General features: G+C 60.9%; 23 protein-coding genes. 15 read left to right on the top strand and 8 right to left on the bottom strand.

Annotated elements, in window-relative coordinates; genetic code table 11:
* The first annotated feature begins 276 nt into the window (after nucleotides 1–276).
* The 4 genes from BSY240_RS10860 to BSY240_RS10845 are packed head-to-tail and all read left to right on the top strand — an operon-like array spanning nucleotide 277 to nucleotide 5,753.
* On the top strand, nucleotides 277–1,629 hold the full coding sequence (locus tag BSY240_RS10860; protein ID WP_069042312.1) for a TolC family outer membrane protein: 1,353 nt from the start codon (nucleotides 277–279) through the stop codon (nucleotides 1,627–1,629).
* 21 nt (nucleotides 1,630–1,650) lie between these two features.
* The gene (locus BSY240_RS10855; protein WP_069042311.1) at nucleotides 1,651–3,804 is read left to right on the top strand and encodes a type I secretion system permease/ATPase; all 2,154 of its coding nucleotides are present in this window, start codon (nucleotides 1,651–1,653) and stop codon (nucleotides 3,802–3,804) included.
* Entirely contained in the window at nucleotides 3,801–5,093 is a 1,293-nt protein-coding gene (locus tag BSY240_RS10850; RefSeq protein WP_054150915.1) for an HlyD family type I secretion periplasmic adaptor subunit, read from the top strand. The genes BSY240_RS10855 and BSY240_RS10850 overlap by 4 nt, the downstream gene beginning before the upstream one ends.
* Nucleotides 5,094–5,096: 3 nt before the next feature.
* Nucleotides 5,097–5,753: a ribbon-helix-helix domain-containing protein gene (locus BSY240_RS10845; RefSeq protein ID WP_236759343.1), complete on the top strand. Its 657-nt coding sequence runs from the start codon at nucleotides 5,097–5,099 to the stop codon at nucleotides 5,751–5,753.
* A 33-nt stretch (nucleotides 5,754–5,786) separates the two neighbouring features.
* Here BSY240_RS10845 and BSY240_RS10840 read toward each other — a convergent pair whose 3' ends face one another.
* A complete protein-coding gene (locus BSY240_RS10840) occupies nucleotides 5,787–6,749 on the bottom strand; it encodes a transglutaminase-like cysteine peptidase (protein WP_083229616.1) in 963 nt (320 codons plus the stop codon).
* A 328-nt stretch (nucleotides 6,750–7,077) separates the two neighbouring features.
* Between BSY240_RS10840 and BSY240_RS10835 the strand changes: the two genes are divergently transcribed.
* The 3 genes from BSY240_RS10835 to BSY240_RS10825 all read left to right on the top strand — a co-directional run bounded on the left by BSY240_RS10835 (nucleotide 7,078) and on the right by BSY240_RS10825 (nucleotide 9,767).
* The gene (locus tag BSY240_RS10835; protein ID WP_069042309.1) at nucleotides 7,078–8,256 is read left to right on the top strand and encodes a hypothetical protein; all 1,179 of its coding nucleotides are present in this window, start codon (nucleotides 7,078–7,080) and stop codon (nucleotides 8,254–8,256) included.
* Nucleotides 8,257–8,398: 142 nt separating this feature from the next.
* Nucleotides 8,399–8,935, top strand: a complete 537-nt coding sequence (locus tag BSY240_RS10830) for a cytochrome b (protein WP_069042308.1) — start codon at nucleotides 8,399–8,401, stop codon at nucleotides 8,933–8,935.
* Nucleotides 8,936–8,957: 22 nt separating this feature from the next.
* Nucleotides 8,958–9,767 (top strand): RibD family protein, encoded by an 810-nt coding sequence (locus BSY240_RS10825; protein WP_069042307.1) that lies wholly within the window; start codon nucleotides 8,958–8,960, stop codon nucleotides 9,765–9,767.
* Here BSY240_RS10825 and BSY240_RS10820 read toward each other — a convergent pair.
* The 4 genes from BSY240_RS10820 to BSY240_RS10805 are packed head-to-tail and all read right to left on the bottom strand — an operon-like array spanning nucleotide 9,720 to nucleotide 13,156.
* Nucleotides 9,720–10,517 (bottom strand): class I SAM-dependent methyltransferase, encoded by a 798-nt coding sequence (locus tag BSY240_RS10820; protein WP_069042306.1) that lies wholly within the window; start codon nucleotides 10,515–10,517, stop codon nucleotides 9,720–9,722. The two genes, BSY240_RS10825 and BSY240_RS10820, sit on opposite strands and share 48 nt — an antisense overlap.
* On the bottom strand, nucleotides 10,514–11,557 hold the full coding sequence (locus BSY240_RS10815) for a glycosyltransferase family 4 protein (protein WP_069042305.1): 1,044 nt from the start codon (nucleotides 11,555–11,557) through the stop codon (nucleotides 10,514–10,516). The genes BSY240_RS10820 and BSY240_RS10815 overlap by 4 nt, the downstream gene beginning before the upstream one ends.
* Nucleotides 11,554–11,952, bottom strand: coding sequence for a 6-pyruvoyl trahydropterin synthase family protein (locus tag BSY240_RS10810; protein WP_054150908.1), 399 nt, complete (start codon nucleotides 11,950–11,952; stop codon nucleotides 11,554–11,556). Before BSY240_RS10810 ends, BSY240_RS10815 begins: the two co-directional genes overlap by 4 nt.
* Before the next feature lie 13 nt (nucleotides 11,953–11,965).
* Complete coding sequence (locus BSY240_RS10805; RefSeq protein WP_236759342.1) at nucleotides 11,966–13,156, bottom strand: zinc-dependent alcohol dehydrogenase; 1,191 nt, start codon at nucleotides 13,154–13,156, stop codon at nucleotides 11,966–11,968.
* On the opposite strand from BSY240_RS10805, the gene ribA reads away from it, so the two are divergent.
* From ribA to BSY240_RS10790, 3 genes are read left to right on the top strand one after another with little or no spacing between them, the layout of a single operon-like run.
* Nucleotides 13,127–14,233, top strand: a complete 1,107-nt coding sequence (gene ribA / locus BSY240_RS10800; RefSeq protein WP_069042303.1) for a GTP cyclohydrolase II RibA — start codon at nucleotides 13,127–13,129, stop codon at nucleotides 14,231–14,233. The genes BSY240_RS10805 and ribA overlap by 30 nt on opposite strands.
* A gap of 28 nt (nucleotides 14,234–14,261) precedes the next feature.
* On the top strand, nucleotides 14,262–15,074 hold the full coding sequence (locus tag BSY240_RS10795; protein WP_069042302.1) for a CDP-alcohol phosphatidyltransferase family protein: 813 nt from the start codon (nucleotides 14,262–14,264) through the stop codon (nucleotides 15,072–15,074).
* Entirely contained in the window at nucleotides 15,071–15,829 is a 759-nt protein-coding gene (locus BSY240_RS10790; protein WP_069042301.1) for an FkbM family methyltransferase, read from the top strand. The genes BSY240_RS10795 and BSY240_RS10790 overlap by 4 nt, the downstream gene beginning before the upstream one ends.
* A gap of 8 nt (nucleotides 15,830–15,837) precedes the next feature.
* Here the strand turns inward: BSY240_RS10790 and BSY240_RS10785 are convergent, their stop codons facing one another.
* Nucleotides 15,838–16,758 (bottom strand): lysylphosphatidylglycerol synthase transmembrane domain-containing protein, encoded by a 921-nt coding sequence (locus tag BSY240_RS10785; RefSeq protein ID WP_069042300.1) that lies wholly within the window; start codon nucleotides 16,756–16,758, stop codon nucleotides 15,838–15,840.
* 134 nt (nucleotides 16,759–16,892) lie between these two features.
* Between BSY240_RS10785 and BSY240_RS10780 the strand changes: the two genes are divergently transcribed.
* The gene (locus BSY240_RS10780; RefSeq protein WP_069042299.1) at nucleotides 16,893–18,494 is read left to right on the top strand and encodes a sulfatase; all 1,602 of its coding nucleotides are present in this window, start codon (nucleotides 16,893–16,895) and stop codon (nucleotides 18,492–18,494) included.
* On the opposite strand, the gene BSY240_RS10775 is transcribed toward BSY240_RS10780, so the two are convergent.
* Nucleotides 18,481–19,401 (bottom strand): helix-turn-helix domain-containing protein, encoded by a 921-nt coding sequence (locus BSY240_RS10775; protein ID WP_069043937.1) that lies wholly within the window; start codon nucleotides 19,399–19,401, stop codon nucleotides 18,481–18,483. The two genes, BSY240_RS10780 and BSY240_RS10775, sit on opposite strands and share 14 nt — an antisense overlap.
* Nucleotides 19,402–19,523: 122 nt before the next feature.
* Here BSY240_RS10775 and pobA point away from each other — a divergent pair, with 122 nt between their 5' ends.
* Both pobA and BSY240_RS10765 read left to right on the top strand, forming a co-directional pair.
* A complete protein-coding gene (gene pobA, locus BSY240_RS10770; RefSeq protein ID WP_069042298.1) occupies nucleotides 19,524–20,696 on the top strand; it encodes a 4-hydroxybenzoate 3-monooxygenase in 1,173 nt (390 codons plus the stop codon).
* A 207-nt stretch (nucleotides 20,697–20,903) separates the two neighbouring features.
* Entirely contained in the window at nucleotides 20,904–22,349 is a 1,446-nt protein-coding gene (locus BSY240_RS10765) for an aldehyde dehydrogenase (RefSeq protein ID WP_069043936.1), read from the top strand.
* Between the two features lie 64 nt (nucleotides 22,350–22,413).
* Here BSY240_RS10765 and BSY240_RS10760 read toward each other — a convergent pair whose 3' ends face one another.
* The gene (locus BSY240_RS10760) at nucleotides 22,414–22,926 is read right to left on the bottom strand and encodes a MarR family winged helix-turn-helix transcriptional regulator (RefSeq protein WP_054150900.1); all 513 of its coding nucleotides are present in this window, start codon (nucleotides 22,924–22,926) and stop codon (nucleotides 22,414–22,416) included.
* A 165-nt stretch (nucleotides 22,927–23,091) separates the two neighbouring features.
* Between BSY240_RS10760 and BSY240_RS10755 the strand changes: the two genes are divergently transcribed.
* Both BSY240_RS10755 and BSY240_RS10750 read left to right on the top strand, forming a co-directional pair.
* Nucleotides 23,092–24,648: an AMP-binding protein gene (locus tag BSY240_RS10755; protein ID WP_069042297.1), complete on the top strand. Its 1,557-nt coding sequence runs from the start codon at nucleotides 23,092–23,094 to the stop codon at nucleotides 24,646–24,648.
* Between the two features lie 49 nt (nucleotides 24,649–24,697).
* Complete coding sequence (locus BSY240_RS10750) at nucleotides 24,698–25,525, top strand: p-hydroxycinnamoyl CoA hydratase/lyase (protein WP_054150898.1); 828 nt, start codon at nucleotides 24,698–24,700, stop codon at nucleotides 25,523–25,525.
* Nucleotides 25,526–25,638 lie beyond the last annotated feature (113 nt).

Genomic DNA, 25,638 nt, shown 5'->3' with positions numbered 1-25,638 from the left:
TGCGCGCAATAGTTGACCTTGGCCATACAAGTTCGAAACTTCGAGTAATTCTTTTCTCAAGATCTGAAAAAACTCGATTTTCGTTCCAACAGATCAAAATTGGGTGCATCTTTTGGACATGCCGATTGGACTTCCCAGCGACCGGTGCCCCGGTATATAACGGCCTCCAAGCAAGAATTGGGTAGGGGCAGACCTTTGTTTACCAAAAAGACTTTATTCGCAGCCTTGTACACCTCGGCAGCCTTTGCAATCGCGTCTGTTGCCCCAGCGAGCGCCATGTCGCTGCAGGAGGCCATTCAAAAGGCGCTGACGACCAATCCGCAGATTTCGCAAGCGGTCCAGAACCGCGAGGCGGTCGAGTTCGAACTGCGCCAGGCGCGCGGTCTCTATCTCCCGTCGATCGATCTGGAGGCAAGCGTGGGAAAGCGCCGGCTCTCGAACGAGAGCACGGGAAACCTGAGCCGGGACTCCGAGGATTTTAATTCTTCCGAGGTCGGCCTCACGGTCACCCAGCGGCTTCTGGATGGCGGCGGCCGCCGGGCCCAGGTCGATCAGCAGGCCTCGCGCGTCGACGGTGCGTCCTTCCGTGTTCTGGAGCGTTCGGAGACGATCGCCCTGCAGGTCGTTCAGGACTATCTCGAATACATCCTGCAGGCCAAGATCGTTGGTGTGGCGCAGCAGAACGTCTCGTTCCACAACGGCATTCTCTCTGATATCAACCAGGGTATCTCCGGTGGTGCGCTGACCGAAGTCGACGCCGTTCAGGGGCGTGAGCGTCTCGCCGCCGCCAAGGCTCGCCTGCGCGAAGCTCAGGAGGAGCTGGAGCTCACCAAGATCCGTTTCCTGAAGACGGTCGGCGAGCCGATCACCAATGCAAAGGTGCCGGCCTCGGTTGCCAAGCTGCTTCCGCGCACGCTCGACGATGCCATCGCAACCGCAAAATCCAACAATCCGCGCATCTATTCGGCCCGCGCCGACATCGATGCCGCTGACGCGGCAGTGCGTGCTGCGCGCTCCAACTACGCCCCGACCGTCGATCTCGAAGGTCGGGCCAGCGTCGGCAATGACGTCGGCACCAGCCAGGGCAACACCAACGACGTTCAGGTGCGCCTGGTCGCCCGTTGGAACCTCTATCGCGGTGGTATCGACCAGGCCCGCGAGCAGGAGCAGATCCGTCGCGCCAGCGAACAGCGTTACGCATCCGATCAGGTTCATCGTGAGATCGAAGAGTCCGTGCGTTCGGCCTGGAATGAGCGCCGCAGCCGCGGCGAGCTCTCCCAGATCCTGAACTCGCAGTCCTCGCAGAATGCCCAGCTTGTTTCGTCTTATGGCGAGCAGTTCAAGATCGGCCAGCGCTCGCTTCTGGACGTTCTCGACGCGCAGAACACCCGCTTCAACACCAGCATCGTCGCCGAAACGGCCCGCGTTGCAGCCCTGTTCGCGGAGTACAAGATCCTGGCGGCTTCGGGCTCTCTGCTGAAGACCATGAATGTAAAGGCAGTCGGTCAGACCGACGCTTACGCGCGCAACGAATTCTCCGTGAAGACGACCCCGAATGGGGCCTATGTCGAGCGGGATCCGCGGCAAAAGGCGGGAATTCCGATGGACCTCCTGGCGCCGCTCCAGTAAACGCCCATCCGATAGGATGACATGTTAAATTCGTTGATCGAACCGGCGGGCCCTCGTGCCCGCCTGAGCTTTCGTGCGTCATTCAAGGCTGTCGCCACATTTTACGGTCGGCCCAGCTCCGATACCGTACTTTTCTCAGGTCTGCCGGACGAAATCGTTGAATCTCTCGAACTCGACGATGTGGAACATGTCGCCGAGCGGATTGGCCTGCAGGTCATGCGGATTGGCGAACGTGCGATCCGCGAAAACGATTTTGATTGTCCAGCCATCGTCGTCCTCAAGGATGGCGGAACGCTACCCTTGCTCGAGGTCAGCGAAGACGGTGTCTACACGCTCGATATTCGCGAGGGAGCCGCTTCGGTGCGGTTGACGCACCAGGAGCTTATGGCGCTCGGCCCGGAATTCCTGTTCGCCTTCACGCTCTTCTATCGGAACGACAGTGAAAACGCGCATATCGGTAGCGCGGACGAGATCGAGAAGCGCCATTGGCTTGTGCGGGCATTGATGCCCTATTGGCGCACCTATCTGCGCGTCATTCTTGCGGCACTGTTCATCAACCTGATCGCACTTGCCTCGCCGCTCTTCACGATGAACGTCTACGACCGTGTGTTGCCCAACAAGGCAATCCCGACCTTGTGGGTGCTCGCGGCTGGCATCATGCTCGCCTATCTCTTTGACTATCTGCTGAAGGAAGCGCGCGCCTCGCTGATCGACCACGCCGGGCGCAACGCCGACCTTCGTCTGTCGCAGATGATCTTCGACAAGGTGCTCAACACGACGCTTGCCTCGCGTCCGTTGTCGACGGGCGAATATGCCAATCGCGTCATGCAATACGAGTTTGTGCGTGAGTTCTTCACCTCGAACACGATCGGTCTGATGATCGATACGGCCTTCGTCTTCATCTTCCTGATCGTCATCTATCTGATCTCCGGCTGGCTTGCGATCATTCCGGCCGTTGCGCTGATACTCTCCATCGCGATCGGCCTTCGCGCCCAGGCTCAGATCGGCCACCGGATGGCGGCGGCCTCGAACGAGGCGTCGAAACGGCAGGCGCTTCTGGTGGAAACGATCTCCACCATCGAAACGCTGAAAAGCCTGCGCGCCGAAGCGACCATGCTGCGTCGCTGGCAGGAATTGATGAAGCATTCGAGCCGAACGAGCGAAGAGATCAAGCATATCTCGACCAATGCCATCAACCTGACGGCACTGATCCAGCAGATTGTCGGCGTGCTTATCGTGATTGCCGGCACTTACGAGTTCTCGGAAGGGCGCCTCGCCATGGGCGCGATCATCGCCACCGTGATGCTTGCCAGCCGTGCCGGCGCGCCACTCGGCCAGATCGCCATGACGCTCGCGCGTTTCCGTCAGGCGACGCTGTCGCTCAGAATTCTCGATCAGGTGATGGAGCAGCCCGAGGATCGGCCGTCGACGGTCGGTTTCGTCAACCGCGAGATCAAGCATGGCGGTTTCAGTTTCCAGGACGTGAACTTTCAGTATCCGGGCTCGGACAATCCGGTCATCAGCAAGCTGTCCCTGACAGTCGCGCCGGGGGAAAAGGTCGGCATCATCGGCCGGATCGGTTCCGGCAAGACGACGCTTGGCCGTCTGCTCGATGGCCTCTTCGTCCCGACGGACGGGCGCGTGCTGATCGATGGCGTCGATATTCGCCAATATCACATGTCGGAAGTGCGTTCGGCCGTTGCTGTCGCGGGTCAATCTTCGGATCTCTTCTCCGGAACGGTCAAGGAAAACCTCCTGATCGGTCGCGCGGACGCCACCGACGAGGAACTACTCGAAGTGGCCCGCATGACGGGCGTTGAAGAGTTCGTCTCGCGCCATCCCCGTGGCTTCGACATGCCGGTCGGCGAGCGCGGTTCCAACCTGTCGAGCGGCCAGAAACAGGCCATGACGATTGCACGTCTCCTGCTAACCAAGCCGAAGATCGTTTTCCTCGATGAGCCATCGGGGGCGATGGATCTGGCAAGCGAGCGACATCTGATCAACCGGTTGTCGAGCGCCTTCGACAAGAACACCACGCTTCTGATTGCCACCCATCGCTTCACCATGCTCGATCTCGTCGACCGTCTGATCGTCCTCGACAAGGGCCGTGTGGTGGCCGACGGGCCGAAGCATCAGGTTATCGAAGCCATGCAGAAGAAGGGCGTGAAGCCATGAGCCGTCCGGTTGCCGACACGCCTCCGTTCATGGCCCGCATGATAGTGTTCCTCGTGGCGTCCCTTATCGTGCTTTTTCTGGCATGGGCTGCAATCGCCGAGATCGACGAGATCGCGAGAGGGGAAGGGAAGGTCATTCCCGTCTCCAAGACACAGATCGTGCAGTCCTCCGAAGCAGGCGTGGTCGAAACCATCGCCGTTCAGGTCGGCCAGGTCGTGCGCAAGGGTGAACTGATCGTCCAGCTCAACAACACGACGACGGAATCGTCGCTCGGCGAGTCCGTTGCAAGGGCGCGGGCCCTTGGCGCCAAGATTGCGCGCCTGGCGCTGGAGGAGGCGGGCTCCTACGACGTCGCTTTCGTCTGCCCGGACGACGTTCTATCGGTCGCAAGCCAGGTTTGTGCAAATGAGGAGCGGCTCTTCGCTGCCAACAAGGCATCCTACATCAACAAGGCGGGCGTGCTTCGGGAGCGCGTGCGTCAGCGCGAGAACGAACTGAGCGAGGCGCAGGCCAATATCGTGCGCCTCGAGCAGAACATCACCCAGGCGACGCGGCAATACGATCTCATGAGCCCGCTGGCGAAGAAGGGCCTCGTGGCACAAACCGAGTTGATTGCGCTTGAGCGCGAACTGACAGATCAGCGCGGCCAGATCACGGTCTATCAGGAGAGCCTCGAGCGGCTCCGCGGCGCAGTAGAGGAAGCGCGTCTTCAGGTGGAGGAACTGGCGCTTCAGTTGCGTCAGCAGGCCTTGACGGAAAAGGCACAGACCCTCGCTGAACTCTCGGTCATCGACGAAACGATCCGCGGCGCGACCGATCGTGTCAGCCGCACCGATATCCGCTCTCCGGTGGATGGCATCGTCAACACGCTCGAGGTCAATACGATCGGCGCCTATGTCGACCCCGGCACCGTGGTCGCCGGCATTGTCCCCACCGCAGATACGCTTCTGATCGAAGCCAAGATTTCGCCGCGTGACGTCGCATTCGTAACGCGCGGCCAGAAGGCGATCGTGAAAGTCACGGCTTACGACTTCTCGATCTTCGGCGGCCTGGAAGGCGTGGTGACCAATATCTCCGCCGACAGTATTGTCGATAAGGACAAGGGCGAGACCTTCTATCTGGTCCAGGTAAAAACGGACCAGTCCGAGTTGATGCGCGGTGGCAAGAGCTATCCCATCATTCCGGGCATGGTTGCCTCGGCGGAAATCATGACCGGTCGCAAGACCATCCTCAGCTATCTCATGAAGCCGATCAACAAGGCGCAATCCGTCGCCCTGACCGAGCGGTGAGCCATGGCCCTTCCCGATCGGCAAGCCGCCTACTCAGAACCGGCCGAATTGAACCCGGCCGCGATGCGGCATGTCGAGGAACATGACGCGGAACCGAAATTCCGCGCGATCATCGGCAAGGGTGGGGCGCGCCGGGGTATCAGGCTGGAAAGCGTATACTGGGACGGCCTTGCCTGGTTGCTGAACGGTTCGCGGCAATCTCTGGGCGATGTGGTGGAGCAGGCTGCCGGCCAGATGGGCGAGAATGGCAATCTGGCATCCATGCTGCGTGTGCTTGCATTTCGCTGGATGTGGCGTCGGCTGTCGCTGATGGAAAACGTTTATTCGGTTGAAAATCTGAATGCGCTGATCCAGGCCTGCCCGACGCCCGCCATCGTGCTTACACGTGACAAGAAGATCCAGTTTTTCAACGAACCCTTCATGACCATGCTGAAGCAGAAGCTTGTGCTGGGCAATATCGCCCAGCTGTCGGCGGGCTTCCGCTTTGTTCTCGACACGCAGGTCGATGAAGCGCTGCAGAGCCTTTCATCCAAGGGCAAGATGATCACGACGGGTTTCACCGCCACCTGCGCCGGAAAGCAGCTGACCGGCCAGATGAACCTTGCCATGGCCCCAAACCATCAGAAGCAGATGGTCATCGGCTACGTCGTCCGAGGCTGAGGTCGAATTCCACGGGTGGAGCGGAAGATCCGCTCAGAGTTCCCCGCCTTCGCCCGGTGCGATGCTGTCGAAGCTCTTCATGGCCATGGCTTTACCCTTTGTGCGGGTACCGTGCAGAAAGCCGCGGCCATTGGAAATGGAGAATAGCGGCTGGTAATCGGGCAGGCGGCTGTCCGCCAGAACCTGATCCCGCATGTTGTCCAGGATGTAGTGCGTTCCCTGGATCTCGACCGACAGAACGGCATGATAGAAGTGCCGCTTTTTGTCGTAGAGGATGACGACGGTCATGTCCTGCAGTGAAAAGCCTTGTGCTTCGAGGACCGCCATTTTCAAGAGGGCATAGTCTTCGCAGTCGCCGTAGCCGGAAGCGAGGGTCTGGGACGGGGAGGACCACTGATCCACCCGACCGTGACTGTCGATATCCTTGCGGTACTTGATGCGGCGGTTCACCTCGTGATTGACGAGGTTGAGCTTGTCGCGGAGCGAAGACATGCCGCCGCCGGCCGATGTCCGGTGGACCACAGCATCCATGTCGAAACAATTGGCGCCGCCGCACTGAAGCGCGGTACCCTTGGCGATCTCAGAAAAGGTCGGTGCCGCCTTCTTCAGTGCGCCGAGTTTCTTGAAGGGAATGGCCACAGAGTCGAAGACATCATCGGTTGGTGTCTTGCGCCGGTTGGGTGCTATTTCTTTTGGCGCTGTCGCGACGGTGCCGGTCGAGAGGTCCGTACGCAGCGGAGCGAACGCGACGACCTGTGTGGCGATCGACTGGGCAAAGAGTTCCGTGGTCTGGGACCAGCGCTGCTCGATCTTGCCGAAGAGATTTGTGCCGAGCGAGCCTGCAAGGGGGCTCATTCCAAGCACGAGCGTCTGGGCGACGTTTGAGTAAGAAGTCATCGTATGTGGCAGCATGGGAGCCGCCATCGAACCCGATGAAACTAGGGTAGCCGCTACGAGGGCCGAGACTGCGACAATTTTCTTGTTGTTCTTGAGCATCGCTATTCTCCAATTGTTGCTTGAAGAATAGCGGCAATGCTTGAATTATCGGTTCGTATAGATGGCTTCTATACTTTGAATATGCATCGCTATATTAAAGTAAAATCCGGTGGATAATTGGCAGGTCTTGTTAACCAAGGTGGCCAGAAGGCAGGAAATCCAGGCGTTGAAGGCGTCTGGAATCTAAGCCGTTCTCCTGTATTGCCAGTCGAGCCCAGCTGTTGCCTTTGCTGCAGTCTGCCCAGATATGGAACACCTTCGCTCTTGCTTCGCCGAGTGCCAATGCTTAACGTTCGCCAACGGATCAGGAACGAGACTTGGCGCCATCATGGTCGGAATAAAACACTTTACGCGGAGCTTCCTGCGCGCCGGAGCTTCGGCTCTGCTGCTTGCCGCTCTCTCCTCTTGTCAGACCGATGACTTCAAGCCGAACGCTGGTGAAGGCGGAGCCTCTGCGGCCGTCAACCCCGCCAACGATACGGGTCTCTACAACCAGACCCTGGGATCCGGTTCGGTGAAGGTCGCCTATCTCGGTGTCCGTCGTGCGGATCAACCGGGCCGCCAGGCCGATAGCGAATACCGGGATGGCGCCGCTCTGGCCGTCAACATGCTCGGTTCCGACGTCGTGAAGCTCACCATGCTTGAGACGACGGAAAAGCCGGAGGCGATCGAGGCCGCGGCAAGGACCCTGGCGCGCCAGCAGGTATCCTTCATCGTCACTACCGCCCGTGGTGCGGAGTTTGAAGCGATCCAACGTGGCCTGGGCGGACTTCAGGTCCCCATGGTTGCATTCCAGACAAACGAGGCGGACCTGCCTGAAAATGTCTATCCCTTCGTATCCAGCCCTGCCGACAGCCTGATAGAAAGCGCGTCCTTCGCAATGGCCGAAGGGGCGACGCATGCGGTGATCCTCGCCTCATCTCCGGCAGAAAAGGCTCAGGCTGATCGCATCGCCAGCCAGATCAAGGCCTTTGGCGGCAAGGTTGAGCCGATTGTCGAACTGAGCGGCGGCACGCTGCCTGCAAAGGCTCTCAATTCGTGGAGCAAGGCCGACATGGTGGTGTTGATGCCAGGCATCAAGTCGCCGGGCGAGGTGTTGAAGAAGGCGGATGCCGCCAAGCCGCCGCGTCCGGGACGCAGGATTGTCGCGAGTGCCGTTCTGACGGCCCAGGACCTGAATGAGCCGAAGCTGACAGGCAGCATCGTCTGTCGCTATGACCAGAACGTCCAGGCAAGGATCGGCAGCCGGTATATGGCGAGTTATGGCATGCCGGCCTCTGCCCAGGCCGGCTACGGCTTCGACGCCATGGCGATGGCCATTGGCCTCGCTGGCCGTTTCCGGGAGCTGGCCTTCGGGCCCGAGCGGCTCATGTCGCCGGATGGCTTTTCGGGCTCGCTCGGGGTCTTCCGTCTGGAGGGCGATCGCAAGGTCCGGCGCAACTGCGATATCTTCAAGGTCGCCAAAGGCTCCTATGTTTTCTTCCAGAAAGCGCCTCCGACGCTCTGATCACCACAGCGTGACATGATCTACGAGCCCTGATCTTCCGTTTACATTGTTGTCAAACCGTCACATCCTGATGGCGGATGACTGATGGGCGGCAGGCGAGGAGGTCTGGCGCACGAATGGTCTGGGATCGGAGCAAAGTGTAATGAACGGCGCACAATCGATGGTGGCGGGCGAACGCTATGCAGGCACGTTGCGCATCCTCCATTGGCTGATTGCAGTCCTTGTCCTCATTACCTGGCCGCTTGGCCAGATGATTGGGTTCGTGAAGGATGACGTCAAGCTCGACTTCTATCTGATCCATGAAAGCCTGGGCTTTCTGGTCCTGTGGCTGATGCTGGTGCGGATCGGCGCAAGGCTGACGAGCGGGGCGCCTCTGGTCGAGGCACCGCGATTGGAAAAGGCAGCCGCCCACGTGGTGCACGGGCTTCTCTATGTCTTCTTGATCGTCATGCCGGTTTCCGGGTTTCTGGCAACCAATGCCCATGGCTTTCCGCTCAAATGGTTTGGTCTGTTCACTGTCTGGAGCCCGATCGGCAAGTCACCGGAAATAGCGTCCACCCTTTCGGCAATCCATGCCTGGAGCGCGTGGATCATTTTGGCTCTCTTTGCGTTGCATATTTCGGCGGTGGTCTTCCATCACGTGATCCGCCGCGACGGTACGCTTTATCGCATTTTGTAAAACTCTCCGGGACAGGACCTCGATGCGTAAGATCGAAATGACGGACCAGCTTTGGGCGCGCCTTCTTGCCATGCGCGGCAGCGCAAGCCAGACCGGTGCAGACGAAGGCGATCCCGTCATGGCCCTGTACGCACCGATTGCCGCCGCAGAGCGCGGCTTTGTTCTGGCGCAGGTCGGCCAGTCGCTCGATGGCCGCGTGGCCACGCCATCAGGTGACGCACGCGACATTTCCGGAAGCGACGGCATCGCCCATCTTCATCGCTGTCGCGCGCTCGTGGAAGCCGTGGTCGTCGGTGTCGGCACCGTCAAATGCGACGACCCGAGACTTTCCGTCAGGGCAGTGAAGGGCCCCAATCCCGTCCGCGTCGTGATTGATTGTCGCGCGGAACTGACCGGCGAGGAACGCCTGTTTCGCGACGGCGGCGCACCAGTCATTCTCGTGCAGGGGCATGATGCACCGGTCAAATCCCATGGAGCCGACGTCATCAGAGTTCGCAGGGGCAAGGGCGGCCTTGATCCTCAGGACATCCTCGATGCACTCGCGGACCGCGGCTTGCGTCGCATCCTCGTCGAGGGAGGCGCACGCACGATTGCCCGCTTCATCGAAGCCGATCTCGTCGATCGCCTGCACGTCGCGATCGCCCCGCTGATCATTGGCTCGGGACCTGCCGGCATCGCGCTGCCGCCGATCGACAAGCTTTCAAGCGCTCACCGGCCGGCTGCCAAGGTCTATAGCCTCGGCAGCGACATCCTGTTCGATTGCGATCTGAAAAACCCAGCTGTTTCAGTGTCGGGGGAGCGCGAGGATATCCGAGTGGCCGACCACGCATGAGCTGCCGGCCTCTGCGATCTTCGCAAGCCTGAAATCCAGCCAGTGCCTGATTTGGACGTCAGTCAGAGTACCGATCTCCGATAGCGGCTGTTCGAGCCCCTCGAGAAAAGCGGCCTGCAGGTCACCGTCATCAGGGCCCATCACCCAAGGGCTGGTGGCAACCGAGACCGCATAGCCCAAACGCTCGAAAGCTTGCTTCAGATGCGCGGTCGCGTCTGGGCCGAGTGCCGGCCCAAAGCCCTTGTCGAAATGCTGGTGCTGATTGAAGTCTTTGGCGACCTGTTCATCAAGCGGATGAGCAACGGACCATTCCATGACGCCGTCATAGTTCAGCGCGGCATAGAGCCGCGTTTTGCTCACAGCGAGAGTCTCGGCAAAGTGATCGCAGAAGTCTGCCGAGCAGAGATCGAAGAGAGCCGATGCCGTCACCACGCTCACCTCGGTGAGCGGCAGCGTATCGATCTTGTTCAGATCGAACTGGCGAAAATAGACATCCTGTTGATCCCCGATACGGCGTTCGGCCTCCGCCAGCAGCAGCGGGTCGTAGTCGAGCAACTGCCATTTCGCATGGGCCGGGAAGCGATGTGCCAGGCTCCGCCAGGTCGAGCCGGTGCCGCAGCCGATATCGAGTATGTTGGGGCGTTCGATACCGCCGAGATGCTGCGACAATTGCTCGACCAGCGGCTTCGCCCGCGCCCTCATATCGACAGGTTCGCGCAGTGCCAGCCAGTCCTTGTTGAAGCCACTCATGAAATTCCATCCAATGTGTTGGAGATGATTGCTGCCGTGTCTGCCCATGTTGGCAAGAGGCTGCCGGCTTGAAGGGCCGCCGCAGACCGCGTCTCGCGCTCCTGCGGGCTTTGCAGCAGACGACGGAGCGCCTCTCCGAAAGCCGGTGCGTCATCGACCGGCACCAAAATCCCCGCGTCAGCAGGAACGACGTCTGGAACCGCTCCGGCATGGCACGCCACGATCGGAAGCCCGTGAGACAGAGCTTCGGCAAACACCATCCCATAGCCTTCGTATCGGCTCGCCAGTGCAAACATGTCCGCCGAGGCGAAGTTCACCCGCGGGTCGTCCACCTCGCCGAGTAACTGAACGCGCGCTTCCAGGCCCAGCGCTTCCACCTGTCGCGCCAGCGCTTCGCTCGTCGAAGGATCGAGGCTCTTGCTTCCAATGATCACGGCCTGCCAGTCGAGATCCTCGACCGATTTGAGAGCCCTCAGCAGCACGTCATGACCCTTGCGCCGGGTGAGTGTGCCGACCGACAGGATCTGCGGGGCCGCATTGACGACGCGCCTTGTATCGCTCTTGTCGATCCCGGGCAGGGCGACCGTAATGCGGGAAGACGCGACGCCATAATTGGATGCAAGTTCACGTGCCGTCATCGGCGAGGTCACGATCACATGCCGGGCTGTCGCCAGCGCCCTCTGTTCGCTCTGTCGGAAGCGATGCTGCTCTTCGTCCGACAACCCTGTTTCGAGGGCGAGCGGATGATGAACAAGAGCAATGATCCGAAGCCGTTCGACATGGTCTCTTGCCCAGGCGTCGAGGACGCCGAAGGCGAGCCCGTCGATCATAACGAGCGTCCCGTCCGGCAGTGTCGACAGGGCTGCTTCCGCCCGGTCCAGCGTGTCTGCGGTGGGAACCGGAAACCCGTCGCCAACCGGCAGAAGCCTGACCTGCCAGCCGCATTCGCGAAGTCCATCGATAACTCGGCGGTCGTAGCCATAACCGCCGGTCTTCAGAGCCAGGTCGCCCGGATAGGCGAACACGAGGGAAGGGTTCAAAGATCGGCCTCGTACCAGCCACGGGCCGCATGGGATTCGTGCAGCATGACCTTCAGGCGGCAGATCCGATGGCTGCCGGGGCCAAGACGCTTGTCGGACACGGCCTGCGCCAGTTGGTCAAAGATGTGTTTTGCAATGACTTCCGTCGTGCTGATCTTGCCTTTGAAGACCGCAAGCTCGTCCAGGTTCTGATAGTTCAGCGGCTTCAAGACCTCGGACAGAACGGTTGTCGCAGCACCGATATCGACGGCGAGGCCATCCTCGTCCACGTCCTTGGTGAAAAAGGCCGCATCGACGACAAAGGTTGCGCCATGCATCCCCTGTGCAGGCCCGAAGACCGGACGCGGCAGGCTGTGGGCGATCATGATATGGTCTCGGACTTCAACAGCGAACATGAGATCTCTTTCGTCAGTAGCGGATGCGATGGCACAGGGTGTCCTGTGTGGAGAGGATACGAGCGTAGGCGTCTGGCAGTTCAGAAAAAGCGGTCTCACCGGAGATAAGGCGCTCGAGACGCGGATCCAGGAGCAGTTCCAGCGCCTTGCTCATTCGCCGGTGATAGGTCCAGCGAGCCCGGCGTGACGAAGGAATTCCGCCGACTTGCGAACTGACGAGGGACAGGCGTCGAGAATGAAACGCACCGCCCAGGGGAATGCTGACCATGCGGTCGCCATACCAGCTGGCTTCGACAATTCTCGCTTCAAAGCCCGCATGGGCGATGGCGTTTTCGAGCGCGACCGCGGCTGCGCTGGCGTTGATCAAGATGTCGAATTCCCCGTCGATCATGTCGGGCTCGGCAAACGTGAGGTCCAGATCGGAAGCCAGATTACGGCGCGACGGATCCTTGTCGATCAAGACAGTTTCCGTGCCTGCAATCCGCGAGGCGATATAGGCGACGAGCGTCCCGACAACGCCGGCGCCGAAGACGGCGACGCGGTCGCCCGGCTGCACGCCTGCATCCCAGATAATGTTGAGCGCTGTTTCCATATTGGCGGCAAGCACCGCCCGTCGCGGCGGCAGCGTCTCCGGTAACAGGGTTACTTGGTCTGACGGGAGGATGAAGCGATCCTGATGAGGATGAAGGGCAAAGACATTGCGTCCGATGAGTTCACGGGGACCATCGACGATTTCACCGACGGCCGCATAGCCATATTTGACCGGAAAGGGGAACTCGCCTTCCATATGCGGTCCGCGCATGCGTTCAAATTCGCTTTGAGGAACCGCGCCTTGAAAGATCAGGGACTCTGTCCCGCGGCTGATCCCGCTGTAGAGTGTTCGCACGAGCACTTCGTTTCCAGCAGGCATGCCAAGCGGCTCATGCCGGAGCCGGCAGATTTCCTTTGCCTCGAACCACAGCGCAGCCGCCGTCTTTCCGGCAGATACGGATTGTTCATTCACCTCGAGCTTCAAACTGCAGATCCCCCACCCTAAATATGCGCACCAATGGAACGTATTGCCGAAGAAGACATTTTGTTCCTTAGCCGCCATCAAAATAAATTTATGGCGGATGCGCAAACCATCGCTGAAACTTCGGCGTAATGGTTGCCACTGATAGGGAGAGTACGCCTCATGTCCAAGTCCAGCCAGTCCGCTTTCCAATTCTCGACCGCCGAGATCGAAGTAGAACGCGCCGTAGCCGAGCTGCGCTATGGCCGACCCGTGATCGTAACGGAGGGAGAACGAAAGCTTGCTGTCCTGGCGCTCGACTGTGTAGCGCCCTCGCTTTTCGATCAATTCGCAGCCGTCACCGAGAACCGGCACAGCCTCCTGTTGACCGCGCCGCGGGCCGGTCGTTTGGGGATCGGAGCCGAACAGGACGTGATCACGCCGCTGGCCGGTCTGTCTTTCGATGATGCCTCACGGCTTGCTTACACACTTGGTGCGGAAAAGCCTGCATTGTGGCAGCCGGCGGATGCACTGGCGACACAGACGACAGAACTGGCCCGCCTGGCGCTGTTGCTGCCGGCCATGGTGCTGGCGGATGTCACGACCATGACAGATCGGTTCGGCGGTTGCTGCGAGATCGCCTCCAGCCGTTTGAAAGGCGCTGATGCCGCCCGTCAGCGCTTCGACCAAGTCGTTCGCACCCGCGTTCCGTTGAAGGATCTTGGTGATGCCGACTTCGTCGTCTTCCGCGGTGGCCTGGCTCAGAAGGATCAGGTCGCCATCATCGTCGGTAAGCCGGATGTCACGAAGACCGTGCCGATCCGCATTCACTCGTCCTGCCTTACCGGAGACCTCTGCGGCTCCCTGAAATGCGATTGCGGTGACCAGCTGCGCAATGGTTTTGCCCTGCTCAAGCAGGCGGGCGGCGGCGTGCTGCTCTATCTCGACCAGGAAGGTCGCGGCACGGGCATCGGCGCCAAGATGCGTGCTTATGGCTATCAGCATCTCGGCCTCGACACGATCGATGCGGATGCCGAGCTCGGGCTCGCCGAAGATCATCGCCGTTATGAAGCAGCCGTTGCCATGCTCCGGCATCTCGAGATCGCGAAGGTGGCGGTCTACACCAACAACCCGACCAAGATCGCCGGCCTCAAGCTGGGCGGCATCGAAGTCGAGGCACGGGCGTCGGTCACCGGTCGGGTCACGGCGGAAAACGAAAACTATCTGCGCACCAAGACCTTGCGCGCCGGCCACATGCTCGATCTGGAAACTCTGGTCGCGGCAGAATAAGCTCCAGGCGGGCAGGGAGGATTGCAAGATGGCAAGCGAGCCTGAACGGCTTGGCGGCGATGGTTTCGGTCGGCCATGGGCAGATGCCCAGCTCGACTGGGTCGCGATGCTGCGACAGCGTCGTGGACTGCTGATGAACACACTGGCGGGCCTCTCAGGCCTGCTTGTCGGCACATCGGTCGTCGCGGTGATCGTCTCCTTTCACCTCCCGCTCGGCTGGGATTTCGTGGCCTCGGTCATTCTGTCGCTCGCGCTGATGTTTGCGCTGGTGGTCTATGCTCTGCCCGATCACCCCCATCGCAAGTTCGGCCCGGCCAATCTCGTCACCGCCTTTCGCGCTTGTCTCGTTAGCCTGACTGGCGCGACCGTGCTGTGCTTCGACAGTCTCGCTGCGACCGATACGGCACTCTGGACACTTGCCGGTGTGGTTCTCATCGCCTTGGCGCTCGACGGCGTCGATGGTTATCTCGCGCGCAGCTACGGACATGAATCGTCCTTCGGTGCCCGCTTCGATATGGAAGTCGATGCAGTGCTGATCCTGGTCCTGTCCGTCGCCGCAGCCTTCTTGGAAAAGGCGGGTCTCTGGGTATTGCTGATCGGCCTGATGCGCTACGGTTTCGTGGCCGCAGGCTGGGTGTTGCCGAAGCTGAACGGCGAGCTCTTCCCCTCGTTCCGACGCAAGCTTGTCTGCGTGATCCAGATTTCGGCACTCTGCCTGATCCTGATCCCCTTCGTGACCGTTCCCTATTCTACCGCCATCGCAGCGGTCGCGCTTCTGGCGCTCGCCTATTCGTTTACGGTGGACGTGATCTACCTGCTGCGTCGGCCCGTCACGTCATGACCAGTCTCAGCGAGCGTCTCTCGACATCATTCGGGCTCGCCCGCTCGCTCGTCGTCTACTACGGCCAGCCCTGGCGCAGATCGGCGCTGCGGCAATTCTATGCGTCGATCGTCAAGCCGGGTGATCTCGTCTTCGACATCGGCGCCCATGTCGGCAGCCGCAGCAGCACCCTGTTGAAGCTCGGAGCGAAAGTCGTGGCGGTCGAACCCCAGCCAGCTTTCGCAGACTTCATCGAAAACCGTTTTGCAGGCGCGTTGACCGGCTTCGAACGGGTGGCCGTCGGTCGGACCGCCGGGCAGATCGATTTGCTGATCTCGAGCCGCCATCCGACGGTCACAAGCATCTCCAGCCGCTTCGTCGAGACGGTGAAGCAAAGCAAGGGGTTTTCGCAGGTCGTCTGGGACCGCAAGGTCACGGTGCCGATGGTGACGCTCGATCATCTCGTCGCGAAATACGGTATGCCTGCCTTTTGCAAGATAGACGTCGAGGGCGCGGAGGCGGAAATTCTCTACGGCCTTTCAAAGCCGATGCCCCTGATCGCCTTCGAATACATTCCGGCCATGCCCTCCGTTGCGTCCAACGCGATCGATCGTCTGATGGGCATCGGCAGTTATCGCTTCAACCGGGTCGTCGGAGAGCAGCATCGGTTCGTGTCGGACCGGTGGAAATCGGCAGACGAGCTGCTGGTCGAGCTGTCGCAAATGCCTCCCGAAGCGCAATCCGGCGACGTTTACGCCCGGATAGAGAGCCGATGACGATGCGTTCAGGCGCGACGCGGCTTTCCGCGGATGGCCTCGAGCGAGAGGATCGCGAGACCCGGCAGGGCGCCGGCAAGAGAGAGAGCTCCATAAACGACGCTCGCAGCCAATCCCTGGCTCTCGGTGGCGCCAAGCAGTGGCCAGAGCGCCATCGCGGCGGCTTCCCGCGTACCCCAGCCTCCGAAACCAGCGGGGATCAGCATCGCGATCAGGCAGAGCGGAATGATCGTGAATGCCGCAATGCCGGGGAGGGGCGCGCCAACAGCATGGCTCGCAAGAAAGAAGGTCGCGACGTAACTGCCGACGATCACAAGGCTGAGCCCCGCCTGAACAGGCAGCGCGCCACGGCGGATGAAGACGCGCAACAGGTCATCGCCGATATGGCTGAACCCTTTGTACCGACGCTTCACGATGATCAGGCCCGCGCAGACTGCGGCGGCAAACAGGAAGAAGCAGAGCACCAGCAGCAAGGCCTGACGTCCGGCATCCTCGCCTCCGAGGACCAGCGGCCAGGCGAACAGGCCGGAAAGCGCCAGAACGAAAAACGCAGCCTGGCCGGAAAGCCGCTCGAAGATCACGGCCTTGGCTGGTCCTTTCCAGCCGCCGGCGCCGGCATTGCGCATGCGGTAGGCGCGCACGGCATCACCGGCGACGCCGCCGGGAAGGCTTTGGTTGAGAAGGCTCGCCACGTAGTACTCGCTGATCGCGACGCTCGCCGGGAACGGTTCGCCGAGACGGCTCGCGGTAAAGCGCCAGCGCAGCGCCGACACGATGATCTGCACCTGCACCAGGGCAAGACCGGCGATGACATGCGTAAGGGAGATCTGCGAGAAGGCGGCGCCCAGCGCGGTCAGATCCGTTCTGGACAGGAGAAATGCCAGGAGCGCGATCAACGCGACGGGAGCAAGGAGACGCAGAATGGGCAAGCGGCGGGGCTTTCGTCGGGGGTGAGTGGTCGTTTGCTATCCTATACGCGGAAAGAGAGGCAGCGGACCTTCATGACGGCAAATCCTCCCGCGTGCAATCGATCTGCCCTTCTCGGTAGCGGAGTGACTGGATCATGAAGTCAGCCGACACGCTTAAGCCCTATATCGGCGCCCTCGTGGTGACAGTGATCGCCTGGTTTGCTTTCACCTTGCCGGACCACCCCGATGCTGTCGCCCTCAATGCTTTTACCCGTCTGCCGCTCGAATGGGCATTGATGATGCTGCTCTTGCTCGCGGTCCCGCGCAGTCTACGTCGGCCGATCGGGCTTCTGTGCGGACTGGTCCTGCTTCTGATCCTGTTCCTGAAGATGGCCGACATCGGCACCCAGGCTGCTTTTCAGCGCCCGTTCAATCCCTATCTCGATATCAAGATGCTGGCCGATGGCTGGAATCTGTTTTCAGGGACCGTCGGCACATTGGCAGCCTTTGCTGCTGTCGCGGCCGCGCTTCTGGGCTTGTCCGCCATACTGATGCTGTTTCTGTGGGCGGCACGCCGATTAACGGAAATCGGGCGCCCCGTGCGCTCATGGCTTGTTCTGTCGCTGGTGGCGATCACCCTTCTCGGCGGGATTGCGATTGTTTTGGACGCGCCCCGGGTCGAAGCGCGCATGCCCTCTTACCTCAACAAGCGACTGACGCTTGTCATCCGCTCTGTTCAGGACATGCATGTCTTTGAAACCGCTCTGTCGCGGGGAGAGGGCCCCCGCAACGGCGCCGGGCTCTTCGGACGCGTCAAGGACAAGGACTTCGTGCTTATCTTCGTTGAATCCTATGGCCGCTCGGCGCTGGAGGATCCTCGATATGCGTCGATCACCCGACCACGCCTCGCAAGCGTCCAAGCCGAGATTGAGCGAGCCGGTCTCGTTTCCGCCAGTGCCTGGGTCACCGCTCCGACCGTTGGCGGTCTCAGCTGGCTGGCGCACGGAACGCTCCTCTCCGGCCTCTGGGTCGACAGCCAGGCGCGCTACGACCGCTTGATGATCAGCCAGCAACCGAGCCTCAACAGGCTGTTTGCCGAAGCCGGATGGAAGAGCATCGCGGCCATGCCTGCCATTACGATGGAGTGGCCTGAAGCCGCATATTACGGATATCGCCAGATCCTGGCGGCAGCCGACCTCGATTACCAGGGCAAGCCCTTCAACTGGGTCACGATGCCGGATCAGTATACCCTGTCAGCCTTCGAGCGCCTGGGTCGCGCCCCTGCACGGGCTGCGGGCGAACGCGTGATGGCGGAAGTGGCGCTGATCTCCAGCCATGCGCCGTGGACACCCGTTGCCAGCCTCATCGACTGGGACGCCGTCGGCGACGGCTCGATCTTCAACGCACAGGCGGAAAGCGGCGACCCGCCTCGGGTCGTCTGGGCCGACCCGGAGCGTGTGCGCGCGCAATATATCCAGACGATCGACTATTCCCTCGAAACTCTCGGCAGTTACATGTCACGCTTTGGCGAGGATACCGTCTTCGTCATCCTCGGAGACCATCAGCCTGCGGCCATAATCACCGGCCCCAATGCTTCGCGCGCCGTCCCGATCCATGTCGTATCGGCGGATCGGGACCTCGTCGCCCGCTTTGAGCGGGAAGGGTTCCTCCCCGGCATGCGCCCGGAGACGCAGACCCGCGAGTGGCCGATGAACGAGATGCGGCCGGTTCTGATCGATCTGTTCAGCCAGCCTTGACTGTTTCTGCATCTTCCGCCCGAGATCCCAGGCGGATCTGTTCCTGAGCGCGCCAGCTGGCCGGTGTCATCCCGGTCTGGCGACTGAAGAAGCGGGAGAAATAGGCCGGATCGGAAAAGCCGAGGCGGAACGAGACTTCCTTGATGCTGCCGGGCGTGAACAGCAGCTCGCGTTGTGCTTCCTCGATCAGGCGTCTCGCCACCAGCTCCTGCGTACCAAGGCCTGTCTTCGTCTTGAGCACACGGTTCAGATGGGTCGCCGTTATCCCCAGCGCATGGGCGTAGAACGATGCCGGACGATGGTTGCGAACCTCCCGGTGCAGCAATGACGAGAAGGCCTCAAGCCTGCGATCGTTCTCATCGGTCGCCTCTTTCTCGGTTTCACCCTGGGCAGCGAGACGGGCTGCAAGCGCCAGAGCCGCGGCGAGCCCCGTCTCCATCAGCACGGTGCGCCCCGTAAGCCGCCCCTGCCATTCGCTCGCGACCCTGAGCAGGTGGGAGAGAATCAACTGCCCCTCCGGATCCTGCGGGGCAAGGCGGGTCACGCTTGGTGTCGACAGGAACTGCCCGAGCGCGCTCGGCTCACCCGGTCGGACCGGCAAGCGACTGGCAAGAAAGGTAAAGACGTAGCCGTCGATCTCTGGTGAAAAGCGGAACCCGTGCCCGATAGCGGGCGGAACGGTGACGATCGAGACCGGTTCGAAACGGGCAATCTCTCCTTCGAAGACCGCATCGCCGGAGCCGCCTGTCACGAGCAGGATTTGGAAATAGCGTTCGTGTCTGTGCAGCCCGATTTCCCAGTGATGCAGTGCACTTCGGGCCGGAATTGTCTCGCAATGCACCCAGAATCGCGAACCCGCGGGATCGTCCTCGCCATAAAGCTCGTAAGTCGGGATCGAGGTCCGCATTGGCTGCTTGCGTTTCGTCATGTTCGATTTGTGCAACAAAAGACGCGATGCGTCCATTGTTGACGGCCGCGCTCGCCGTCAAAACTTGTCGAAAGACAAATGGCTGCATCGTGGGAGGAAACATGCGAACCAAAGTCGTCATCATTGGATCGGGCCCGTCCGGCCTCTTGCTCGGGCAGCTTCTCACCAATGCAGGCATCGACAATGTGATCGTCGACCGCGTCGGCAAGGACCACATTCTGTCTCGCGTGCGGGCCGGGGTGCTCGAAGAAGGAACTGTCGGCCTCGTGGATCGCGCCGGCGTCGGCGAGCGCCTGCATCGGGAAGGTCTTCCGCATGACGGTTTCTCCCTCACGTTCGATGGCCGCGACCATCGTATCGATCTCTTCGATCTGACCGGTGGCAAGCGGGTCATGGTCTACGGCCAGACGGAGCTGACGCGCGATCTCATCGAGCGCCGCGAGCGCGACGGCGGTGTGGTGATCTATGATGCCACGAATGTCGTTCCCTCCGGTTTCGACGGCGACCAGCCGCATGTCACCTTCGAGAAGGATGGTGTCACGCAGCGCATCGATTGCGACTTCATCGCCGGATGTGACGGCTTCCATGGCGCCAGCCGCAAGGCAGTGCCCGAAGGCGCGATCAAGACCTTCGAGAAGATCTATCCCTTCGGCTGGCTGGGGATCCTCGCCGACGTGCCGCCGGTCAACCATGAACTCATTTATGCCAACCACCCGCGCGGTTTTGCGCTGTGCTCGATGCGCTCCGAAACCCGCAGCCGCTACTATGTTCAGTGCTCGCTCGACGACAAGGTCGAGATGTGGTCCGACGATCGCTTCTGGGACGAGCTGCGCCGTCGCCTGCCGGCCCACCACGCTGAGGCCATGGTGACGGGGTCGAGCTTCGAAAAGTCGATCGCGCCGCTGCGTTCCTTCGTCGCCGAGCCGATGCGCTTCGGGCGGATGTTCCTCGTCGGCGATGCCGCGCATATCGTGCCGCCGACGGGCGCCAAGGGCCTGAACCTTGCCGCATCCGACGTGCACTACCTGATCGAGGGGCTTATCGAGCACTATCAGGAAAAGTCAAATGCCGCACTCGATGCCTATTCGGCCCGTGCCCTTAAGCGTGTCTGGAAGGCTGTTCGCTTCTCCTGGTCGATGACCACATTGCTGCACCGTTTTCCGGATACCGGAGATTTCGGCCAGAAGATCCAGGAAGCCGAGCTCGACTACCTCACCCATTCGAGAGCGGCGTCCACGGCCATGGCGGAGAACTATGTCGGGCTGCCCTATTGACGTCTCGTCCAGGCGGCACCACTTGTCAAAAAACAATTGTTTGCTAGACTTACAAAATAGAGCGGATCGGGGAGGTTGCCGGTCCGTTTAGGAATAACCTGCTCTCTGGAGGATCGAGACCTGATCGCAAGAGAGCAGGCGGGGCCGGAAGAAAACGACGGACCAATTTCTGAACCTGAAAATAATGGAGGAGGAAGATCCATGAATATGCATGTTTCGCTGTTGATCAATGGTGCCGAAAAGGCGGCCGCGGGCGGACGCACTTTTACCCGCATCAATCCTTTTACGCAGGAAGTGGCGACCACGGCCTCGGCCGCAAGCCTCGAGGATGCCAACGCAGCCGTAGACGCAGCTGCAGCAGCCTTCCCGGCCTGGTCGAAGACCGGCCCCGGTGAGCGCCGCAAGATCCTGCTCAAGGCTGCTGACATCATGGAATCGAAGACCGCCGAGTTCTCCGAACTCGTGGTCGCCGAAACCGGAGCCACCGGCCATTGGGGCGCCTTCAACGTCATGGTTGCTGCAAGCATGTTGCGCGAAGCCGCTTCCATGACCACCCAGATCTCGGGCGAAGTCATCCCGTCCAACAAGCCGGGTTCGCTCTCCATGGGCATGCGCCAGGCCGTCGGCGTTTGCCTTGGCATCGCGCCGTGGAATGCGCCGATCATCCTCGGCACCCGTGCGGTCGCCATGCCGCTCGCCTGCGGCAACACCGTGATCCTGAAGGCATCGGAGCAGTGCCCTGGTACCCATCGTCTGATCGCTCAGTGCCTCGTTGAAGCCGGCCTTCCGACTGGTGCCATCAGCGTCATCACCAATGCGCCCGAGGATGCAGCCCAGATCGTCGAAGCCCTGATCACCAACCCGGCAGTCAAGCGCGTCAATTTCACCGGCTCCACCAAGGTCGGCAAGATCATCGGCGAACTGTGCGGCCGTCATCTGAAGCCGGCCCTTCTGGAGCTCGGCGGCAAGGCGCCGCTCGTCATCCTCGATGATGCCGACATTGACGCGGCCGTGAACGCCGCCGCCTTTGGCGCCTTCGCCAATATGGGCCAGATCTGCATGTCGACCGAGCGTATCATCGTCGATGAAAAAATCGCCGACGAGTTCGTCGCAAAGCTCGCCGCCAAGGCATCGAAGCTGCCGGCCGGCGATCCGAAGGGCCACGTCGTGCTCGGCTCGCTCATCAGCCTCGAATCTGCAAAGAAGATGGATGAGCTGATCGCCGACGCCGTTTCCAAGGGTGCAAAGCTCGTTGCCGGTGGCAAGCGCGAAGGCAGCGTCGTCGAAGCAACTCTGCTCGACAATGTCACCTCGGACATGCGGATGTATCAGGAAGAAAGCTTCGGCCCGGTCAAGCCGATCATGCGCGTGAAGGATGAGGAAGAAGCGATCCGCGTTGCCAACGATACCGAGTATGGTCTCTCCGGCGCCGTCTTCAGCCGCGACATCCGCCGCGCGCTCGCTGTCGCCGCGCGCATCGAGTCCGGCATTTGCCACATCAATGGCCCCACGGTCTTCGATGAGCCGCAGATGCCTTTCGGCGGCGTTAAGGGCAGTGGCTATGGTCGCTTCGGCGGCAAGGCCGCGATCTCCGAGTTTACGGAGCTGCGCTGGATCACGATCGAAGATCCGAACCAGCACTATCCCTTCTGATCATGGAAATGAAACGGCCGCCTTCCGGGCGGCCGTTTTTCTTTCGCAAGCATGTCGACAACGGTCAGTCGGTCTGGCTGTTGCGTGGCATGATATCCGCATAGACACGCTTCAGCCCTTCGATGAATGCTTGCAGTTCCTCGGGCGTAAATCGCGCGGTGAAGCGCAGTTCATGCTGTTTCTGGATGTTGCGGGCCTGTTTCAGGATCTCGGCCCCCGCCTCGGTCAACAGCAGCTCCTGGCGTCGCCGATCGATGGGGGATGGTTGCCGTTCCAGAAGATTGCGGCTTTCCAGACGGTTCACCAGCGCCATCATCGTTGCCCTGTCCATGCTGAGCTGGTTGGCGATGTCGATCTGGCTCACCCTCGGATTTGCGGCGATCAGTTCGAGGACGGCAAACTGCTTCTGCGTCAGCCCGATGTCGCCCATGGCGGCCGTGTAGTCCTGATAGATGGCGACATTCGCCATCCTGAGGTGAAAGCCGAGAATGTCGTCGAGGCGGCCTGTGCGTAATGGCGAGCCCACTTCGAAGACATCGTCGTCGTTCGCGGGCTTCAGGTCATTGTGTCGAGTCATGGCTCCTCTTCCAATCATGCGGCATCGAACTTACGGAATCATTCATGATCACTTTCGACTGCAACAGTCAAATTGCCGCTTGTCAAACACTTGGAGGTCAATTAGTATGTTTAACATACAATTCGCCAAGGAGGCCCCTGAGGGGTGGCGATGAGGAGGACAAACATGCAGCCTGAAATCAAGTCTGTTTTGGCAGTCAGGGGAGCCGTCGGTCTTGAGACGGACGATCCCGTCATCTACCGAGCCCAGGTGACGCCAGAACGGCCGGCGGTCTACGAAGTGGCGACCGGCCGAACCCTGAATTATGGGGCATTGGATCTGGCCGTGGCCCGCGCGGCCTACCGGCTTCTGGAGATCGTTGGTGATAATCCGGTCATGCAGCGCATCGCCTTTTTGGGACGCAACTCCATCGAGCAAATCACCGTCTGCCTGGCGTGTCAGCGCGCTGGTCTGGTCTTCGTACCCTTGAACTGGCGTCTCGGAGCGGCCGAACTCGGACAGATCATCGCCGATTGTGAACCCTCGCTGCTGCTGCATGATCCAGAGTTCGCGTCGGTCCTCGCGGAGATCTCCGAGGCAATGCCGCGAACCATCCCCATTGAAGGCGACGGTGGCTGGGCCGAGATGGTCGCGTCTTCACCGCGGGCAGAGCCAGCCGCGGTCGATGCGGATGCACCCTGCATCATGCTCTACACCTCGGGGACGACAGGGAGCCCCAAGGGTGTGGTCATCACACGCCGCAATGCCTTTGCCTCTGCCGTCAACTTTTCGCTGGTCGGTGAAGTCACCAGCCACTCCGTCACGCTCTGTGACCTGCCGTTTTTCCACACCATCGGTCTGGTTGCGATCGGCCGCACGACACTGATGATGGGCGGACGCCTGGTCATCTCCGATCGCTTCATGCCCGACCGCACCCTTTCCGTCCTCGGAGATCCGGCGCTGGGCATCACCCACTATTTCGCCGTCCCGCAGATGGCCGCGGCCCTTAGAAACTCTTCCGCCTGGGACCCGACGGCTCTGAAAGCACTGCAGGCGATCTTCATCGGCGGGGCGCCACTGTCGCCGGCGCTGATCGAAACCTTCCTCCAAGACGGCATTCCGCTCGTCAACGGCTATGGCATGAGCGAAGCCGGCACGACCATTCACATGCCGCTGGATCGTGATGCGGTCGCGCGGCATCCTGGCAGCGTCGGCTATCCCGCACCACTTCTCGCCGTCCGGCTGGTCGGCGATGACGGTCAGGACGTGCCGGATGGCGACGTCGGAGAAATCTGGGTGAAGGGTCCCTCAGTGACGCCGGGCTACTGGAACAATCCGGGCGAGACCGCCCGGGCCTTCGTCGGCGAGTGGTATCGCACCGGGGATCTTGGTCGACGTGCCGAAGGCGGCGTCATCTCCGTCCCGGACAGGCTCAAGGACATGTATATTTCCGGCGGGGAGAACGTCTTCCCGGCGGAGATAGAGGCCGTCATCGGCGCGCATCCCAAGGTAAGGGACGTTGCCGTGCTCGGGCTGCCCGATCCGAAATGGGGTGAATGCGGCGTCGCCTTTATCGTTGCCCAGGCAGACTTGCCCTCTGCCGACGAAATCCTCGCCCATTGTGCCGATCGTCTGGCATCCTACAAGCGTCCCGCACGCATCGTATTCCTCGACCATATCCCGCGAACGGCATCCGGAAAGGCGCAGAAGCACATTCTGCGCCAGGCCCATGCCAACAGCTGAACACCTTCGACCGGGCGTGAGCCCCCACGAAAAGCCTCAAGGAGCCACCATGACTGAGACAAACACCACGCCAGATCCGGTTCTGGTCGAATTCGACAACGGCATCGCCTTCGTCACGCTGAACCGTCCGGAAAAGCGCAATGCAATGAGTCCGAAGCTCAACATCCGCATGCTGGAAGTGCTGGACGAATTGGAAGCCGATGATCGCTGCGGCGTCCTCGTTCTGCGTGGCGCTGGCCAGTCCTGGTCGGCTGGCATGGACTTGAAGGAGTATTTCCGCGAGAACGACGGCAAGGGCCGTGCGGCCGTTCTGAAGAGCCGCCGTCAGTCCGGTGGCTGGTGGAACCGCCTGATGTATTTCGAAAAGCCGACCATCGCCATGGTCAACGGCTGGTGCTTCGGCGGCGCCTTCACGCCACTCGTTTCCTGCGATCTCGCAATTGCTGCTGATGAGGCAACCTTCGGCCTTTCGGAAATCAACTGGGGCATTCTGCCGGGTGGCAATGTCACGCGCGCCGTCGCAGAAGTGATGAACCACCGCGACTCGCTCTATTACATCATGACCGGCGAGACCTTCGGCGGTCAGAAGGCGCGCGAGATGGGCCTCGTCAACGAGTCCGTGCCGCTGGCTGATCTCGAGACCCGCGTCCGCGCTCTCTGTGCAAGCCTGCTCGAAAAGAACCCGGTGGTGCTCAAGGCTGCCAAGGACACGTTCAAGCGCGTGCGCAACATGCCTTGGGAACAGGCCGACGACTACATCTACGCCAAGCTGGAGCAGATGCTCTTCCTCGACAAGAGCAATGGCCGCGCCGAGGGCCTTAAGCAGTTCCTCGACGACAAGACCTATCGCCCCGGTCTCGGCGCCTACAAGCGCTGAGCGTCCAGTCAGACGGATCAATCAAACCGGTGATGCTTCGCGGTGTCACCGGTTTTTGTGTGTCCGGGAGAGCCGTTGTGAAGGGACAAGTCACGCCGTCACAGCACACATGA

Origin of the sequence: Agrobacterium sp. RAC06 (assembly GCF_001713475.1) — a bacterium.
GTDB lineage: Bacteria > Pseudomonadota > Alphaproteobacteria > Rhizobiales > Rhizobiaceae > Allorhizobium.
This window is presented reverse-complemented; position numbering and strand designations above follow the sequence as displayed.